The sequence below is a fragment of the Cellulosimicrobium funkei genome (assembly GCF_900155925.1).
GTDB lineage: Bacteria > Actinomycetota > Actinomycetes > Actinomycetales > Cellulomonadaceae > Cellulosimicrobium > Cellulosimicrobium funkei.
Genome location: NZ_FTMI01000004.1, coordinates 215,953 through 232,030, shown reverse-complemented (window position 1 = coordinate 232,030; position 16,078 = coordinate 215,953). Strand labels below are relative to the sequence as shown.

The 16,078-nt window shown below is 75.0% G+C and carries 14 protein-coding genes and 1 pseudogene; 12 read left to right on the top strand and 3 right to left on the bottom strand.

Going from position 1 to position 16,078, the window contains the following annotated elements:
• Nucleotides 1–122 precede the first annotated feature (122 nt).
• Both BXA05_RS12090 and BXA05_RS12085 read left to right on the top strand, forming a co-directional pair.
• On the top strand, nucleotides 123–1,466 hold the full coding sequence (locus tag BXA05_RS12090; RefSeq protein WP_051027750.1) for a magnesium transporter MgtE N-terminal domain-containing protein: 1,344 nt from the start codon (nucleotides 123–125) through the stop codon (nucleotides 1,464–1,466).
• Nucleotides 1,459–1,968 (top strand): DUF1003 domain-containing protein, encoded by a 510-nt coding sequence (locus BXA05_RS12085; RefSeq protein ID WP_034655412.1) that lies wholly within the window; start codon nucleotides 1,459–1,461, stop codon nucleotides 1,966–1,968. The genes BXA05_RS12090 and BXA05_RS12085 overlap by 8 nt, the downstream gene beginning before the upstream one ends.
• A 10-nt stretch (nucleotides 1,969–1,978) precedes the next feature.
• Here BXA05_RS12085 and BXA05_RS12080 read toward each other — a convergent pair whose 3' ends face one another.
• Complete coding sequence (locus BXA05_RS12080) at nucleotides 1,979–2,776, bottom strand: maleylpyruvate isomerase N-terminal domain-containing protein (RefSeq protein WP_076405143.1); 798 nt, start codon at nucleotides 2,774–2,776, stop codon at nucleotides 1,979–1,981.
• A gap of 109 nt (nucleotides 2,777–2,885) precedes the next feature.
• Between BXA05_RS12080 and BXA05_RS12075 the strand changes: the two genes are divergently transcribed.
• From BXA05_RS12075 to galK, 7 genes and pseudogenes are all read left to right on the top strand, one after another.
• Entirely contained in the window at nucleotides 2,886–4,034 is a 1,149-nt protein-coding gene (locus BXA05_RS12075) for an Mrp/NBP35 family ATP-binding protein (RefSeq protein ID WP_076405142.1), read from the top strand.
• A 422-nt stretch (nucleotides 4,035–4,456) separates the two neighbouring features.
• Nucleotides 4,457–5,485 carry an efflux RND transporter periplasmic adaptor subunit gene (locus BXA05_RS12070; RefSeq protein WP_061266897.1) on the top strand — a complete coding sequence of 343 codons (1,029 nt, stop codon included), beginning with the start codon at nucleotides 4,457–4,459 and terminating at the stop codon, nucleotides 5,483–5,485.
• Nucleotides 5,485–6,408 (top strand): ABC transporter ATP-binding protein, encoded by a 924-nt coding sequence (locus BXA05_RS12065; RefSeq protein ID WP_083711838.1) that lies wholly within the window; start codon nucleotides 5,485–5,487, stop codon nucleotides 6,406–6,408. The genes BXA05_RS12070 and BXA05_RS12065 overlap by 1 nt, the downstream gene beginning before the upstream one ends.
• Nucleotides 6,405–7,616 (top strand): ABC transporter permease, encoded by a 1,212-nt coding sequence (locus BXA05_RS12060; protein WP_076405141.1) that lies wholly within the window; start codon nucleotides 6,405–6,407, stop codon nucleotides 7,614–7,616. Before BXA05_RS12065 ends, BXA05_RS12060 begins: the two co-directional genes overlap by 4 nt.
• 92 nt (nucleotides 7,617–7,708) lie before the next feature.
• Nucleotides 7,709–8,482, top strand: a complete 774-nt coding sequence (locus BXA05_RS12055; RefSeq protein WP_031315539.1) for a DeoR/GlpR family DNA-binding transcription regulator — start codon at nucleotides 7,709–7,711, stop codon at nucleotides 8,480–8,482.
• A gap of 61 nt (nucleotides 8,483–8,543) precedes the next feature.
• Nucleotides 8,544–9,746: pseudogene (gene galT / locus BXA05_RS20555) on the top strand (galactose-1-phosphate uridylyltransferase); the annotation flags it as partial.
• Between the two features lie 24 nt (nucleotides 9,747–9,770).
• Nucleotides 9,771–11,033: a galactokinase gene (galK, locus tag BXA05_RS20300; protein WP_280174311.1), complete on the top strand. Its 1,263-nt coding sequence runs from the start codon at nucleotides 9,771–9,773 to the stop codon at nucleotides 11,031–11,033.
• A gap of 10 nt (nucleotides 11,034–11,043) precedes the next feature.
• Here galK and BXA05_RS12045 read toward each other — a convergent pair whose 3' ends face one another.
• Together BXA05_RS12045 and BXA05_RS12040 are read right to left on the bottom strand one after the other, a co-directional pair.
• Nucleotides 11,044–11,847 carry an exodeoxyribonuclease III gene (locus tag BXA05_RS12045; RefSeq protein ID WP_083711877.1) on the bottom strand — a complete coding sequence of 268 codons (804 nt, stop codon included), beginning with the start codon at nucleotides 11,845–11,847 and terminating at the stop codon, nucleotides 11,044–11,046.
• A gap of 45 nt (nucleotides 11,848–11,892) precedes the next feature.
• The gene (locus tag BXA05_RS12040) at nucleotides 11,893–13,221 is read right to left on the bottom strand and encodes an MFS transporter (protein ID WP_076405139.1); all 1,329 of its coding nucleotides are present in this window, start codon (nucleotides 13,219–13,221) and stop codon (nucleotides 11,893–11,895) included.
• Nucleotides 13,222–13,286: 65 nt separating this feature from the next.
• On the opposite strand from BXA05_RS12040, the gene BXA05_RS12035 reads away from it, so the two are divergent.
• The 3 genes from BXA05_RS12035 to BXA05_RS12025 are packed head-to-tail and all read left to right on the top strand — an operon-like array spanning nucleotide 13,287 to nucleotide 16,044.
• Entirely contained in the window at nucleotides 13,287–14,360 is a 1,074-nt protein-coding gene (locus BXA05_RS12035) for an ABC transporter permease (RefSeq protein WP_076405138.1), read from the top strand.
• Entirely contained in the window at nucleotides 14,357–15,184 is an 828-nt protein-coding gene (locus tag BXA05_RS12030; protein WP_076405137.1) for an ABC transporter ATP-binding protein, read from the top strand. Before BXA05_RS12035 ends, BXA05_RS12030 begins: the two co-directional genes overlap by 4 nt.
• On the top strand, nucleotides 15,181–16,044 hold the full coding sequence (locus tag BXA05_RS12025; protein WP_076405136.1) for an ABC transporter ATP-binding protein: 864 nt from the start codon (nucleotides 15,181–15,183) through the stop codon (nucleotides 16,042–16,044). Before BXA05_RS12030 ends, BXA05_RS12025 begins: the two co-directional genes overlap by 4 nt.
• The last annotated feature ends 34 nt before the right edge of the window (nucleotides 16,045–16,078 follow it).

Genomic DNA, 16,078 nt, shown 5'->3' with positions numbered 1-16,078 from the left:
GCGGAGCGCGCGAGGGCCGTCCCCGTCCCCGGCCCGCGACGGACGGCCGGCAGGCGACCGGTGACGCCCGCCACCTGCCGGGACGGAGCGCGGCGACGGGGGCGCGTGCGTAGGCTGGCGGCGTGAGTGCAGCCACCACCGTCTTCGTCGCGCGCCTGGCCGGGACCAGCGTGTTCGACCCCATCGGCGACCAGGTCGGGCGGGTGCGGGACGTCGTCGTGCTCATCCGGCCCAAGGGAGCCCCGCGCGCGGTGGGCCTGGTCGTCGAGGTGCCCGGCCGGCGTCGGGTCTTCCTGCCCCTGACGCGCGTGACGAGCATCGACGCGGGCCAGGTCATCTCCACCGGGCTCGTCAACATGCGCCGGTTCGAGCAGCGCGCGATGGAGACGCTCGCCGTCAGCGAGCTGCTGGAGCGCACGGTGCAGTTCGTCGACGGGTCGGGCTCGGCGACGGTCGAGGACCTCGCGATCGAGCGCCAGCGCACGGGCGACTGGCTCGTCACCAAGCTGTACGTGCGCCGGCAGGCGCAGCACAAGGGGACGCTGGGGCTGCGCCGACGGGGCGACGCGCTCGTCGTCGACGTCGACGCCGTGACCGGGCTCGCCGGGAGCACCGAGGCGCAGGGCGCCGCGATGCTCCTCGCCGCCTACGACGACCTCAAGCCCGCCGACCTCGCCGACGTCATCCACGACCTCGGCGACACGCGCCGGCTCGAGGTCGCGGGCGCGCTCGACAACGAGCGGCTCGCCGACGTGCTGGAGGAGCTGCCCGAGGACGACCAGGTCGCGATCCTCTCCGGGCTCGACACGGACCGCGCCGCCGACGTCCTCGAGGCGATGCAGCCCGACGACGCGGCCGACCTGCTGCACGAGCTCCCCGAGGCCCAGGCCGCCCAGCTCCTCGAGCTCATGGAGCCCGACGAGGCGCGCGACGTGCGCCGTCTCCTGTCATACGCCGAGGACACCGCGGGCGGGCTCATGACGTCCGACCCGGTCGTGCTCGGCCCGGAGACCACCATCGCGACCGCGCTCGCGCAGATCCGCCGCAAGGACCTCGCGCCCGCGCTCGCGTCGATGGTGTTCGTCGCGCGCCCGCCGCTCGAGACGCCCACGGGCCGGTTCCTCGGCGTCGCGCACTTCCAGCGCCTGCTGCGCGAGCCCCCGCACGCGGCCGTCGGCTCGGTGCTCGACTCCGACGTCGAGGGCGTCACGCCCGACGCGCCGCTCGGGCGCGTGACCCGCATCCTCGCGACCTACGACCTGCTGTGCGTGCCCGTGCTCGACGCGGAGAAACGCCTGCTCGGCGCGATCAGCGTGGACGACGTGCTCGACCACATGCTGCCCGACGACTGGCGCGAGACCGACGACGAGGACACCGAGGCCGCGCGCCGGGCCGTCGCGAGCGGGCGCACGCCCACCGCGGGCACCCCCGGCCGTCCGGGCACCGCGGGGGTGGCCCGTGGCTGACCGTCTCGACACCCCGAAGACCGCGCGCCGCACGTTCTTCCCGCGGGTCAGGGTCGACCAGGACGCCGTCGGCCGCTCGACCGAGGGCATCGCGCGCTTCCTCGGCACCCCGCGGTTCCTCGTCTACCTCACCGTCTTCTGCGCGCTGTGGATCGCGTGGAACTCGTGGGGCCCGGAGGGGCTGCGTTTCGACTCGGCCGAGTTCGGGTTCACCGCGCTCACGCTCATGCTCTCGCTCCAGGCGTCGTACGCCGCGCCGCTCATCCTGCTCGCGCAGAACCGGCAGGACGACCGCGACCGCGTCACCGCCGAGCAGGACCGCCAGCGCGCGGAGCGCAACCTCGCGGACACCGAGTACCTCGCGCGCGAGATGGCCGCGCTGCGCATCGCGCTGAGCGAGGTCGCCACGCGCGACTTCGTGCGGTCCGAGATCCGCAACCTGCTCGAGGAGCTGGAGGAGAAGGCGGCGCGTCAGCCCGACGACGAGGTCGCCGACCGCTGACCTCGGGGCCCTACTGCGTGCCCTCCGCCGCGACCCGGCGCAGCCGCTCGGCGAGGGCGGGGTCGCCCGCGACGGCGAGCCCGTCCGCCGGGCCCCGGCCCCACAGCCACAGGTCGAGCGCCCAGGCCGGGCCGGCCACCTGCGTGGTCGTCGAGCCGGGCAGGTCGACGAGCTGGGCGACGTCGAGGTCGTACGCCGTCCCCGACTCCGGACCGGTCCCCGTGAAGCGGCCGAACGCGAGCTCCCAGCTCCGCGGCCGCTCCCCCGGCCCGTCGACGACGACGGAGACCGTCGCGCCGTCGGGCGTGAAGACGCCCCACCCGGGCACCCCGTCGACCATGACGGACAGCACCTCGTCGACCCCGTCTGCCGCGACGGCCGGGTCGGCGGGCGTGACGTCGCGCCCGGCCGTGAGCTCCGCGTCGGCGCGGTGGACGAGCGCCTCGTGCGCCTGGCGTCGCAGCACCCAGCCGACGTGCCGGCCGTCGTCGTGCCACGACCAGCACGGCTCGTCGGGGTCGCGACCGGTGAGCGCCGCGACGAGCCGGCTCGTCGAGCGCTGGAGCAGCGCGGGCAGCTCGGCGTCGGACGCCGGCCGCGCGAGCGGCTCGACCTCGTCGCCGTCGACCCCCTCCCCGGGAGCCGGGCCGACGACGCGCGCCCAGAAGTCCTGCACCTCGGCGAGGTGGTAGAGCAGGTCGGCGCCCGTCCACTCGGGGCACGCGGGCACGCGCGCGTCGGGCGGGGCGCTGCGCACGGCGTCGCCGAACAGCTCGCTGTCCCGCGCGAGGGAGGCCAGGGCGTCCATCCGTGCACGGTAGCGCCGATCCGCGGCGCTCGTCGTGCGACGGGGCTCACGTCCGGTCCGGGACCTCCGACCCGGCCGACCGGGCTCCGGCCGCGCCTACGATGGGGGCATGCCCGACCCCGCCGCAGACCCGCTCGAGCACGCCGTCCGGCAGGCCCTCACCACGGTCCTGGACCCCGAGATCCGCCGCCCCGTCACGGACCTCGGCATGATCCGCTCGGTCGACGTCGAGCCCGGCGCGCCGGGCGCCGTCGTGACGGTGGGCGTCGACCTCACGGTCGCCACGTGCCCGATGCGCGACACGCTCGCGCGCGACGTCGACGCCGCGGTGCGCGCGGTCGACGGCGTGGCGGACGTCCGGGTCGACCTCGGCGTCATGACCGCGGAGCAGCGCGCCGAGCTGCGCACGATGCTGCGCGGCGGCGTGGGCGAGCCCGAGATCCCCTTCGCCAAGCCCGGGTCGCTGACGAAGGTGTACGCGATCGCGTCGGGCAAGGGCGGGGTGGGCAAGTCGTCGGTCACCGCGAACCTCGCGGTCGCGCTCGCCGCGCAGGGCCTCGAGGTCGGCGTCGTCGACGCCGACATCTACGGGTTCTCCATCCCGCGCATGCTCGGCGTCGACCGGCAGCCCACGCGCGTGGACAACATGCTCCTGCCGCCGATCGCGCACGGCGTGAAGGTCGTCTCGATCGGCATGTTCGTGCCCCCGGGCCAGCCCGTCGTGTGGCGCGGCCCGATGCTGCACCGCGCGCTCCAGCAGTTCCTCGCGGACGTGTTCTGGGGCGACCTCGACGTGCTGCTCCTCGACCTCCCGCCCGGCACGGGCGACATCGCGATCTCGGTCGCGCAGCTCCTGCCCGGCAGCGAGATCGTCGTCGTCACGACGCCGCAGGTCGCCGCCGCGGAGGTCGCCGAGCGCGCCGGGTCGGTCGCGACGCAGACCCAGCAGGGCGTCGTCGGCGTCGTCGAGAACATGTCGTGGCTCAAGCAGCCCGACGGGTCGCGCCTCGAGGTGTTCGGCGCGGGCGGCGGCGAGCGCGTCGCGGCGAACCTGTCGCGCGCCACGGGGACCACCGTCCCTCTCCTCGGCCAGGTGCCGCTCGACGTGTCGCTGCGCGAGGCGGGCGACGGCGGCACCCCGGTCGTGCTCTCCGACCCGGGCTCCCCCGCCGCCGCCGCGCTGCGCGACGTCGCCGCGGGTCTCGCGCGCCGGCCCCGCGGGCTCGCGGGGCGGTCGCTCGGGGTCACCGTCGTCTGACGCGCGGCCTGCGGACGTCAGCCGGTCTTTCACCGTCCTTTTCCTGTCTTTTCCGCGCGCCACGGTATAGTCTCGCCCGCATCTCGTCCGGGGGGACGGCCGTCGGGCCGGTGAGGGGGATCGTGTCGTGGCATCGCCGCCGCTCCGCCCTGCCCACATCTCGCGCGCGATACCCCTGACCTGCGACGCCGCCCCCGTTGCCCGGGCAGAGCGCTGCTGTCCGCCGGGAGCGCACGCCCGCCCCACGTGGTCACGTCGACCTGACCGGTCGGTGACCCGTCAGTGACGAAGCCGCGGCAGAACTCCTCCCCAGGGATGACGACACCGTCCGTGTCGCCGCCCTAGCCTCGGGCCGGGCCGTCGTCGGCCCCGCCAGGAGCGCCCGCTCGCCGTCCCGCCACCGTCGTCCCAGGAGCCCGCACGTGGGTATCACCCGCCGGATCGTCTTCCCCGCCCTCCGCATCGTCATCTGGGCGGCGATCGCCGCCCTGCTCGCCGTGATCGCGTTCCGCTCGGCACCCGAGCCCGCGACCGACCCCGCGTTCCCCACGGCCGAGCTCGTGGAACCCCGCGTGGCCGTCTCCACAGGAGACGTCACCAACACCGTGAAGCTGACCGGGCAGGTCGTCGCCGACCCGGCCGCTCCGCAGAAGGTGACGCAGCGCGGGGTGGTCACGGCGGTGCTCGCCAAGCCGGGCGACGTGGTCCAGGCGGGCGCGTCCCTCCTCGAGGTCACCCTCGAGGAGCCCCGCGAGCCCCTCACCGAGACCGACCCCGAGACGGGCGAGGTCACGGTCACCGAGCGCCGACCGAAGGTCACGCGCGAGACCGTCGAGGCCACCATCGGCGGGACGGTCGCCACGTTCACCGCGCTCAAGGACCAGGAGGTGGCCGTCGGCGACGACTTCGCGACCATCTCGCCCGGCACGCTCTCGGTCACGGCCAGCATGGTCGCCGAGCAGCAGTTCCGGCTCCTCCAGATCCCCGGCGAGGCGACCGTCACGGTCACCGGCGGTCCCGCGCCGTTCGTGTGCACGAACCTCCGCATGGGCGCCGCCGCCGCCCCCGAGAACGCGCCCGAGGAGGGCGCACCCGACCCGGCCGGCGGTGCGTCGTCCGCGAGCGTGACGTGCGCCGTCCCGGGCGACGTCACCGTCTTCGCCGGGCTCGCCGCCGAGCTCGAGATCACCGCGGGATCCGTCGAGGGAGCCCTCGTGGTGCCCGTGACGGCGGTCCTCGGTCGCGTCGAGCAGGGCAAGGTGTGGGTCGTCGGCGCGGAGGGCGAGCCCGAGGAGCGCACCGTGACGCTCGGACTCACCGACGGCGCGGTCGTCCAGGTGACCGAGGGACTCGCCGAGGGCGACGAGGTCCTCGAGTTCGTGCCCGGTCAGGACGTCATGCCGGTCATGGACGACATGATGATGACGGACGACAGCGAGGCCTCGTACTGATGGGCCTCCTGGAGCTCAGCGGGGTCACCCGCTCGGTGCTGCTCCCCGACGACCGCGAGCTCGAGATCCTGCGCGGCATCGACCTCACGGTCGGCGCGGGCGAGCACGTCTCGATCGTGGGGCGCTCGGGGACGGGCAAGTCGACCCTGCTCAACATCCTCGGCCTCCTCGACAGCCCGACGAGCGGGGACTACCTGCTCGACGGCGTCCCGATCGGCCGGCTCTCGGGCCGCGCCCGGGCGCGGCGCCGCGGCACGGACTTCGGGTTCGTGTTCCAGCAGTTCAACCTGCTGCAGGGCCGTACCGCGCTCGAGAACGTCGTCGCCCCGCTGCTCTACGCGCGCGGACGGCAGTTCTGGCAGCGGCGCACGCTGGCCGCCCAGATGCTCGAGCGGGTCGGCCTCGGCGACCGGCTCGACACGACCCCGGAGAAGCTCTCCGGCGGCGAGCAGCAGCGCGTCGCCATCGCGCGTGCGCTCGTGCGGGTCCCGCGCGTCATCCTCGCGGACGAGCCCACGGGAGCGCTCGACGTCGACACGGGGAGCGAGGTCATGGACCTGCTCGACGCCATCGCCGGCGAGAACGGGTCCGCGCTCATCGCGATCACGCACGACCTCGCCGTCGCGTCGCGCGCCGCCCGCCAGTTCCGGCTCGCGGACGGCGTGCTCACCCCGATCTCCATCAGCGCGCGCAGCGCCGGGTCCCTCGGGGCGCTCGGCACCGCGCCGAGCACCGACCACGATCCCGGGACCGACCCCGGGACGAGCCACGACCACCAGGCCGAGCACGTGGCCCGCCCGCTCGTCGGGACCGGCCCGGTGCTCGCCGCCCGCACCCCGGCAGGAGCCTCGGTCGGCGGTCCGGCGGGCAGCTCGACCAGCGTCTCGGCCGGCACCGGGCACGACGCGGGAGAGACGGCATGACCGGCGTCGTCGGCGCCCTCCTCGAGGCGTGGGACGAGCTGCGCGTCCACAAGGTCCGGGTGCTGCTCGCGCTCGTCGGCGTCGCCGTCGCGGTCTGCGCGATCACCACGATCTCGGCCGCCGGGGAGATGCTGCGCCAGGTCTCGGCCGAGCAGAACGAACGCTGGGGCGGTCGCCCCGCGACGCTCCAGGTCTCGGCATGGCCCACGGGCGACGGCGGGAGCGTCATGCCCGCGGCGGAGGAGTACGAGCAGGTGTACGACGAGATCGTCGACCGCTACGGCATCGGCTACTCCTCGATGCTGCGCGACGCGCCCGCACCGGTGCGGTTCCCCGGCGGCACGCGCGAGATCACCACGACGGGGGTGGAGCCCGACTGGGCCACGATGCACCGCTTCCAGGTGACGTCGGGTCGCTGGTTCACCGAGGCGGACGCGGACCGTCTCGCGCCCGCGCTCGTCGTCAACCAGGCGTTCCTCGACGCGCTCGGCGGCGTGACCGTGGCCGAGCACCCGACGGTGACGATCGGCGGGGACAACCCGGTCGTCGCGACCGTGGTCGGGGCCTTCCCCGACGACTGGCCGGACATGGACCCGGTCGCGTACGCGCTGGTCGACGCCCAGTCGACGTGGGTCACGCCCGAGTCGCTGGAGATGATGGGGCCGCCCCGGCTCGAGCTGTGGGTGCCCGACGACATGTCCGACGCGCTCGTCGAGACGGTGCGCCGCGACGTGGCGGGAGCGATCGAGGGCGTCCAGGCCGACGTCTACCGGTCCGACTCGCCGTCGGCGACGGTCGTCGACGGCGCGATCCGGTGGGTCGTGCTCGGCGTGAGCGCGATCGCGCTGCTGCTCGGCGGGCTCGGGCTCGTGAACATCGCGCTCGTCACGGTGCGGTACCGGATCCGCGAGATCGGGATCCGCCGCAGCTTCGGCGCGAGCTCGGGGCGCGTCTTCTTCTCCGTGATGATGGAGAGCGTCGTCGCGACGACCGTCGCGGGCGTGCTGGGCGTGACGGTCGCGGTCGTCGTGCTGCACAACGTCCCGCTCGACGTGCTCATGGGCTCGGCCGTCCAGGACGCGCCCGGCTTCCCGTTCTCGGCCGCCGTGACCGGGATGCTCGCGGCCGTCGGGGTCGGCGCGCTCGCCGGGCTCCTCCCGGCGCTCGTCGCCGTGCGCGTGAAGGTGATCGACGCGATCCGCTACTGACCCGCTCGGCCCGGCCTCGTCGCCGGGTCGAGCGATGTTCGGTCGTGTTCGATCGTGTTGGATTTCTCGACGATGTGGACAATACTGTCCGCATGCTCGCCTCACAGCGCCAGGAGCGCATCCTCGCGGAGATCCGGGACCACGGCGCGGTCCGCATCGGCGACCTGACCCGGGAGCTCGGGGTGTCGGACATGACGATCCGGCGCGACCTCGTCGAGCTCGCCGACCAGGGCCTGGTCCGCAAGGTGCACGGCGGCGCCGTCGCGCCGCACACGACCGCGCACGAGCCGGGGTTCGCCGCGAAGAGCTCGCGCGAGGCCGCGGAGAAGGAGGCCATCGCGACGGCCGCCGCCCGCCTCATCACCGCGAACGCGTCGGTCGCGCTGAGCGCCGGCACGACGACCCACCTGCTCGCCGCCCGCATCGCCGCGGATCCCGCGCTGCGCCCCCTGACGGTCGTGACGAACTCCCTCCCGGTCGCCGAGATCCTGCACCGGGCGAACGACCCGCGCCTGGAGACGATCCTCACCGGCGGCAGCCGCACGCCGTCCGACGCGCTCGTCGGCCCGCTCGCCGAGGCCGCGCTGTCCGGGCTGCGCGTCGACCTCGCGTTCGTCGGGGCGCACGGCGTCGACCCGGAGATCGGGCTCACGACGCCGAACCTCGACGAGGCCGCCACGAACCGCGCGCTCATCGAGTCCGCCGGGCGCACCGTCGTCCTCGCCGACCACACGAAGTGGCACACCACGGGGCTGCGCGTCTTCGCGACGTTCGCCGACGTGGACGTCCTCGTCACCGACGCCGGGCTCGCCGAGGACGAGCGCGCCCGCGTCCAGGACCTCGTCGAGCAGCTCGTCGTCGCCTGACCGGCGACCTCGTCCCCCGCTCCCCGCACTCCCCACGCACCGCGATCGGAACACCCCACGCATGAACCCGCACCTGCGCCGCACCTCGACCCGGCTCGCCGACGGCCGCGAGCTCGTCTACTTCGACGACTCCCCCGCGTACGTCTCGGGCGAGCGCACGCGACGGCTCGACGACCCGCGCCCGCTGCCGGACCGCTTCGCCCCGGTGCCGAGCCCGGACGGGACCCCGCACCCGTACGTCGGCCCGGAGATGCGCCGGGACCCGCTCACCGGCGACTGGGTCCCGCTCGCCGCGCACCGGATGAACCGCACGTTCCTGCCCGCCGCGGACTCGTGCCCGCTGTGCCCCGCGCGGCCCGGCAGCGCGTACTCGGACGGCGAGGTGCCCGACACGGACTACGACGTCGTCGTCTTCGAGAACCGCTTCCCGTCGCTCCAGCGCGTGCCGGGCGCCCCGGACGCCGTGGTCGAGGACGCGCCGCTCCAGCACCACGCCCCGGCGGCGGGCCGGTGCGAGGTCGTGTGCTTCTCGAGCGACCACCGCACGTCCTTCGGCGCGCTCCCGCCGCAGCGGGTGCGCACGATCATCGACGCGTGGGCGGACCGCACCGCCGCTCTCGGCGCCGAGCCCGGGGTCGAGCAGGTCTTCTGCTTCGAGAACCGCGGCCAGGAGATCGGCGTCACCCTGCACCACCCGCACGGCCAGATCTACGGCTACCCGTACGTGACGCCGCGCACGCGCACGCTGCTCGACCAGGCGCGCGAGCACCACCGCCGCACCGGCCGCAGCCTGCTGCGCGACGTGCTCGAGTCCGAGCTCGCGGACGGCCGCCGCGTGGTCCTCGAGACGGAGCACTGGGTCGCGTACGTGCCCTACGCGGCGCGCTGGCCCGTCGAGGTCCACCTCGCGCCGCGGCGCGACGTCCCCGACCTGCCCGCGCTCACGGACGCCGAGCGCGACGACCTGGCCACCGCCTACCTCGAGCTGCTGCGCCGCCTGGACCGGTTCTTCGAGACGGCCGACGGCGCACCCATCGCCCTGCCGTACATCGCCGCGTGGCACCAGGCCCCGGCCCGCGAGGGCCGCTCGGTCGCCGACGGCGGCACCGACGACGTCACCCTCGCGCGGCTGCACCTGCAGGTGTTCTCCGTGCTCCGCGCGCCCGGCAAGCTCAAGTACCTCGCGGGCTCGGAGTCCGGCATGGGCGCGTGGATCAGCGACACGACGCCCGAGCGCATCGCCGCACGGCTCCAGGAGCTCGCCCCGACGAGCGCCGCCCGGGGCTGGGTGCCCGCGCTGTCGGACGACGACGGCGCCGCGCGCGCCCGTGCCGTGCTCGCCGAGGCGTTCGGCGCGGACGAGCCCGGCGAGGAGGTCCGCGTGTGGGCCGCGCCCGGGCGCGTCAACCTCATCGGGGAGCACACCGACTACAACGCGGGCCTGTGCCTGCCGGTCGCGCTGCCCCACCGCACCTACGTGGCGCTGCGGCCGCGCACCGACTCGCTCGTCCGCCTCGCGTCCGCGCAGGCGCCCGGCGAGACGTGGACGGCCCGCCTCGAGGACGTCGGCCCGGGCGAGGTCGCCGGCTGGGGCTCGTACGTCGCGGGCGTGGCCTGGGCGCTGCGCGAACACCTCGTCGCCCAGGGCGCGGACCCCGCCGCCGTCCCCGGGTTCGACGCGGCCGTCGACTCGAGCGTCCCGTTCGGCGCCGGGCTCTCGTCGTCCGCGGCCCTCGAGTGCGCGGTCGCCGTCGCGCTCGACGACGTCGCCGGGCTCGGCCTCGCGGCGACCGACGCGGGCCGCGCCGTCCTCGCCACGGCGAGCGTCCGCGCCGAGAACGAGATCGCGGGCGCGCCCACGGGCGGCATGGACCAGTCGGCGGCGCTGCGCGCGCAGGCCGGTCACGCGCTCCTCCTCGACTGCCGTCCCGGGCTCGACCCGGTCGAGTCCGCCACGCAGGTGCCGTTCGACCTCGACGCCGCGGGCCTCGCCCTGCTCGTCATGGACACCCGGGCGGAGCACCGGCTCGTCGACGGCCAGTACGCGCAGCGCCGCGCCACGTGCGAGGACGCCGCCCGCACGCTCGGGATCGGCTCGCTGCGCGAGCTCGCCGACGCGGTGGACGCGAGCGACGACCCGGCGGTCGCGCTCGCCAGGGCGCTCGACGCGCTGCCCGACGACGTCGCGCGCCGCCGCGTGCGCCACGTCGTCACCGAGATCGGCCGCGTCCGCGCGTTCGTGGCGCTCCTGCGCGAGGGCCGGCCGGACGCCGTCGGACCGCTGATGAACGCATCGCACGCCTCGCTGCGCGACGACTACGAGGTGTCGAGCGTCGAGCTCGACGTCGCGGTCGACGCGGCGCGCGTCGCGGGCGCCCTCGGTGCGCGGATGACCGGCGGCGGGTTCGGCGGCTCAGCGATCGCGCTCGTGCGCGCGGACCAGGTCGAGGCCGTCGCCGACGCCGTGCGCGCCGCGTTCGAGCGCGAAGGGCTCGGCGCCCCGGGCTTCCTGCTCGCGACGCCGTCCGCGCCCGCCGAGCGGGTCGCCTGAGCGGTCCCGCTCAGACGTCGTAGGTGACGACGAGGGGCGCGTGGTCGCTCCAGCGCTCCTCGTGCGACGGCGCGCGGTCGACCTCGACCTTGACCGCGCGCTCCGCGAGGGAGGGCGTCGCGAGCTGGTAGTCGATGCGCCAGCCCGAGTCGTTGTCGAACGCGCGCCCGCGCCAGGACCACCAGGTGAACGGGCCCGGGCCCTCGCCGCCGTGGACGCGGCCCAGGTCCACGAGCCCGACCTGGTCCAGCCACACGTCGACGTAGGCGCGCTCCTCGGGGAGGAACCCCGCGCTCTTGAGGTTGCCCTTCCAGTTCTTGATGTCGACGTTGCGGTGCGCGATGTTGAGGTCGCCCGCCAGGACGACCTTCTCGCCCGTGGCCACGAGCTCGCGCAACCGCGCGGTCACCTTCTCCAGGTAGGCGTACTTCGCGACCATCGTCTCCGGCTGGCTCACGGTGCCCGAGTGGATGTACGCCGAGACCACGGTGAGACGGCCGCCGTCGGGCAGCTCCAGGTCGGCCTCGACCCAGCGACCGGTGTCGACGGGCGGCTCGGGCTCGCCGGCCCCGAGGCCGACGCGGACCGCGGACACCGGCAGGCGGGACGCGACCGCGACCCCGGCGCGTCCCTTGATGTCGCACGCCTGGTGGGCGACGTGCCAGCCCTCCAGCAGGTCGTTGACGACCGAGTCGGGCGCGCGCACCTCCTGGAGCAGCAGGACGTCGGGCGTCCGGGACGCGATCCAGGCGTCCATCCCCCGGCGGTAGGCGGCGCGGATTCCGTTGACGTTGGCGGTGGCGAGGGTCAGCACGCGGGCCATCCCATCACACGCCACCGACAACGACGGGCCCCGGGGTCAGGCGGGCGGCGTGGCCTCGCTCACGGGCGCCGCGACGACGCGGGCGGGCCGGAACGCGCTCGCGAGGACCGCCGAGACGGCGGCGAGCACGGCCAGCACCACGAAGCCGACCCGGAGGTGGTGGGCGGTCGCGAAGACGCCGGTGAGGACGCCGCCGAGCACGGCGCCCGCGTAGGTGAAGACGTTGAGCCGCGCGACCGCCCGGTCGGTGACCGTCGCCACGACCCCGGCGGCGGGCTCCGCCGCCGCTCCCGCCCGGCCCGACGCGACCGCCTCACGGGCCCGGTCCCCGACCGCCGAGAACGCGAGCGGCGCGACGACGCCGAGCCCAAGGCCGGTCACCGCGAGGCCGAGCACGGCGACGGGCCAGGCCGGGGCAGCCGCCACCGCGACGAACCCCAGGGCGCCGAGCGTGCCGCCCAGCCGCACGACCCGGACCCGGCCGAGACGCTCGACGAGACCGTCCCCGACGAGCCGCGACACGATGAGCGCCGCCTGGTACGCCGCGTACCCCAGCGGGGCGGCGGCCGCGCTCGCCGCGAGGACGTCGCGCAGGAACGTCGCGCTCCAGCTCGACACCGCGGAGTCGGCGACGGGGAACGCGAGCATCCCCGCGCCGAGCAGCGCGATCGTGCCCGCCGCGACCCACGTCACCGGTCCGGACGTCGCCACGGCGCCCGGGCCGGCCGAGGCGTCCCGCACGACGGCGTCTCGGGCCACGGCATCGCTGACCACGGCATCCCGGACCACGGCGTCCGGGGCGACGGCACCCGGGACGGCACGGCCGCCGTCGGGCAGGTGCAGCGCGAGCCAGGCCGCGCCCGCGGCGACGAGCAGCGCCGCGAGCGGGAGCGCGACCGGCTGGCCGAGACCGGCCAGCGCGCCGCCCGAGACCGCGAGCGCGCCGAGCACTCCCCCGGCCGCGTTCGCGGCGTAGAACGACGCGAGCAGGCTGCGGCCGTGGGCGCGCTCGACGTCGATCCCGAGCATGTTCATCGCGGCGTCCACGGCGCCGAGCGCGAGCCCGTAGAGGCCGATCGACCCGAAGAAGAGGTGCCACGACGGCGCGAGACCGATCCCCGCCACCGCCGCCGCGGCGAGCAGCAGGCCGCCGACGACCACGGCACGCGCGCCGCGGACGGCCGCCACGACGCCCGACAGCGCGCTGCCCAGGCCGGCGAGGACGCACACGCCCAGCACGACGAGCGTGACGACGTCGTCGCCCATGCCGAGCCGGTCCTTGTATCCGGGGATGCTCGTGAGCACCACCGCGAACCCGAAGCCCTGCACGGCGTACGCTGCCGTCGTCGCGATGCGCTCCGTCACCCGCGCAGAGTAGCGTCTCGACGGCGCGCTGGAGCGTGCACCGCTCGCGCCGTACCGTCGGCGGTATGAGGGCGATGATCGTCAAGGAGCTCCGGGAGCTCGTCCGTGACCGGCGCACCCTGGGTCTGCTGATCGCGCTGCCCCTGCTCCTGCTCGTGATCTTCGGGTACGCCGCGAACTTCTACGTCTCGACGGTCGAGACCGCGGTGGTCGGCCCGCAGGCCGAGCAGGTGGCCGGCACCCTCCCGGACTTCTTCGACGTCACGACGACCGCGCCGGCCGACGACGAGGCCGGCGCGCGCGACATGCTCCGGGACAACGCCGTGGACGTCGCGATCGTCACCGGCGCCGGCACGCCGAAGGCGCTGGTGGACGGCTCCAACCTGTTCGCCGCGCAGTCCGCGCTCGCGGAGCTCGCGCGCGTGGGCGCCGGCTCCGGGACGCCCGTCACGACCGAGGTCCTCTACAACCCCGACCTGGAGACGTCGTGGGTCATGGTGCCCGCGATCATCGGCTTGATCCTCACCTTCATCGGCACGATCATCACGAGCATCGGCCTGGTGCGCGAGCGCGAGGCGGGCACCTTGGAACAGCTCGCCGTGATGCCCATCGCGCCGAGCACCGTGATCCTCGGCAAGATCGCGCCGTACTTCCTCCTCGCCGCCGCGGACATGATCGTCGTGACCGTGCTCGGGGTGCTGCTGTTCGACGTGCCGTTCAACGGCAACGTCCTCACGTTCGCCCTCGGGGCCGCGATCTTCCTCTTCGTCGTCCTGGGCATCGGGGTGTTCATCTCCACGATCTCGCAGACCGCCGGGCAGGCGATCCAGAGCGCGTTCTTCGTCCTCATGCCGCAGATCCTGCTGTCGGGCATGATCTTCCCCCTGGACGCGATGGCCGCCGGCGTGCGGTGGATCGGCTATCTCCTGCCCCTCACCTACTTCACGATCATCTCCCAGGGGGTCATGCTGCGCGGCGCCACGTTCGGGTCCCTGTGGTGGGCGTTCGCCGTGCTCGCCGTCATGGCTGTCGTCATCTTCTCGGCAGCGACCCTGCGGTTTCGTCGGGACCTCGCCCCCGAGCGGCGCGTCCGGGACGCCCCCGGCAGGGCAGCCGAGCCCGGGCGGGGCGCGGCATGAGCTACGGCGTCACGTCCGTCAGCGTGTCCTTCGGCGAGCGGCGCGCGCTCCAGGACGTCACGGTGGAGGTGCCCGCCGGCCAGGTCGTCGCGGTCGTCGGCGGCGACGGCGCCGGCAAGACGACGCTGCTGCGGACCCTCGTGCGGCAGGTCGTCCCCGACTCCGGGCAGGTCAGCTCCCCGGAGAAGGCGCAGCTGGGGTTCCTCCCTGCCTCGTCCGGGAGCTGGGCGGCCCTCACCGTGGCGCAGAACATCGACTTCGTGGGCGGGGTCTACGGGCTCACCGGGGCGGCGCTGGAGTCCCGGCGCGCCACCCTGCTGGCCGGCGCCGGCCTGACCGGGGCGTCCGACCGGCTCGCCTCCCGGCTCTCAGGAGGGATGCGCCGCAAGCTCGGGTTCTGCCTGGCCGTCGTGCACGAGCCGAGGCTCGTCGTCCTCGACGAGCCGAGCACGGGCGTCGACCCCGTCAGCCGCGTCGACCTGTGGCGGCTCGTCTCGCAGGCCGCGGCCTCAGGGGCGGCCGTCGTCCTGTCCACGACGTACCTCGACGAGGCGGAGCGGGCGGGGCACCTCGTCGTCCTCGACGAGGGCCGGGTGCTCGTCCAGGGCTCGTACGACGACGTCCGTGCCGGCTTCCGCGGCACCGTCACCCGGGGCCGCGTCGCGCGGCGCCCGGCCTGGTCGTGGCGTCGCGGCAGGGAGCGGCACGAGTACTGGCCCGGCGCGGCCGCCCCGCCGGACCTGCCGGTCGTGGAGCCCGACCTGGAGGACATCGTCATCGCGCTCTCCCTCGCGCGGCGCTCACCCCAGGAGGTCCTCGGATGACCGACCCCGTCCTCGTGGCCCGGCGCGTGACACGCCGATTCGGGTCGTTCCCCGCCGTCGACGACGTCTCGATGCGGGTCGGGGCGGGCGAGGTCGTCGGACTGCTCGGGGCGAACGGTGCCGGCAAGACGACCCTCATGCGGATGCTGCTCGGGCTCCTGCCGGTGACGGCGGGGAGCGTGCAGATGCTCGGCGGTCCGCCGAACCGCGGCCGCCGTCGTCGCATCGGCTACCTGCCGCAGAACCTCGGCCTGTACACGGACATGACGCTGCGGGAGAACCTCGACTTCGTCGGCGCCACGTACGGCACCGGTGCCGCGCGGATCCCGGACGATCTCGCGGGCGACTCCGACGTCCTCGTCGGCGCTCTGCCCCTCGGCACGCAACGCCGGGCGGCGTTCGTGGCGGCCCTGTCCCACCGCCCGGAGGCCGTCCTGCTCGACGAGCCGACGTCCGGCGTCGACGCGCTCGCCCGCGCCCGCCTGTGGGACACGATCCGGGAGCAGTCCGACCACGGCGTGGGTGTGCTCGTCACCACGCACTACATGCAGGAGGCGCAGCAGTGCGACCGGCTCCTGCTGATGTCGCAGGGACGGCTCGTCGCGCAGGGCAGCGAGCGCGACATCATCGGTGACACGCGCGCGCTCGCCGTGCGGACCGACGACTGGGCGACCGCGTTCTCCGCGCTCGACCGCGCGGGGCTCCCGGTGACCCTCGACGGCCGGTCGGTGCGTGTCGCGGACTCGAGCGTCGAGAGCGTCCGCACCGCTCTCGCGGGCACGGGGACCGAAGCGCGCGTCGAGCCCGTGCCCGCGACGATCGAGGAGCGCATGCTCGTCCTGGCCCGTGGGGGAACCTGAGGCCGGACGGTCGCCACCACGTCCGGCCGACGGT

What these genes read in the sequence shown, in the direction of transcription:
- BXA05_RS12080 (WP_076405143.1), bottom strand. Translation starts at nt 2,776, where the DNA reads ATGGACGCCCTGGCCTCCCTCGCGCGGGACAGCGAGCTGTTCGGCGAC.
- BXA05_RS12075 (WP_076405142.1), top strand. Translation starts at nt 2,886, where the DNA reads ATGCCCGACCCCGCCGCAGACCCGCTCGAGCACGCCGTCCGGCAGGCC.
- BXA05_RS12065 (WP_083711838.1), top strand. Translation starts at nt 5,485, where the DNA reads ATGGGCCTCCTGGAGCTCAGCGGGGTCACCCGCTCGGTGCTGCTCCCC.
- BXA05_RS12060 (WP_076405141.1), top strand. Translation starts at nt 6,405, where the DNA reads ATGACCGGCGTCGTCGGCGCCCTCCTCGAGGCGTGGGACGAGCTGCGC.
- BXA05_RS12055 (WP_031315539.1), top strand. Translation starts at nt 7,709, where the DNA reads ATGCTCGCCTCACAGCGCCAGGAGCGCATCCTCGCGGAGATCCGGGAC.
- BXA05_RS12035 (WP_076405138.1), top strand. Translation starts at nt 13,287, where the DNA reads ATGAGGGCGATGATCGTCAAGGAGCTCCGGGAGCTCGTCCGTGACCGG.
- BXA05_RS12030 (WP_076405137.1), top strand. Translation starts at nt 14,357, where the DNA reads ATGAGCTACGGCGTCACGTCCGTCAGCGTGTCCTTCGGCGAGCGGCGC.
- BXA05_RS12025 (WP_076405136.1), top strand. Translation starts at nt 15,181, where the DNA reads ATGACCGACCCCGTCCTCGTGGCCCGGCGCGTGACACGCCGATTCGGG.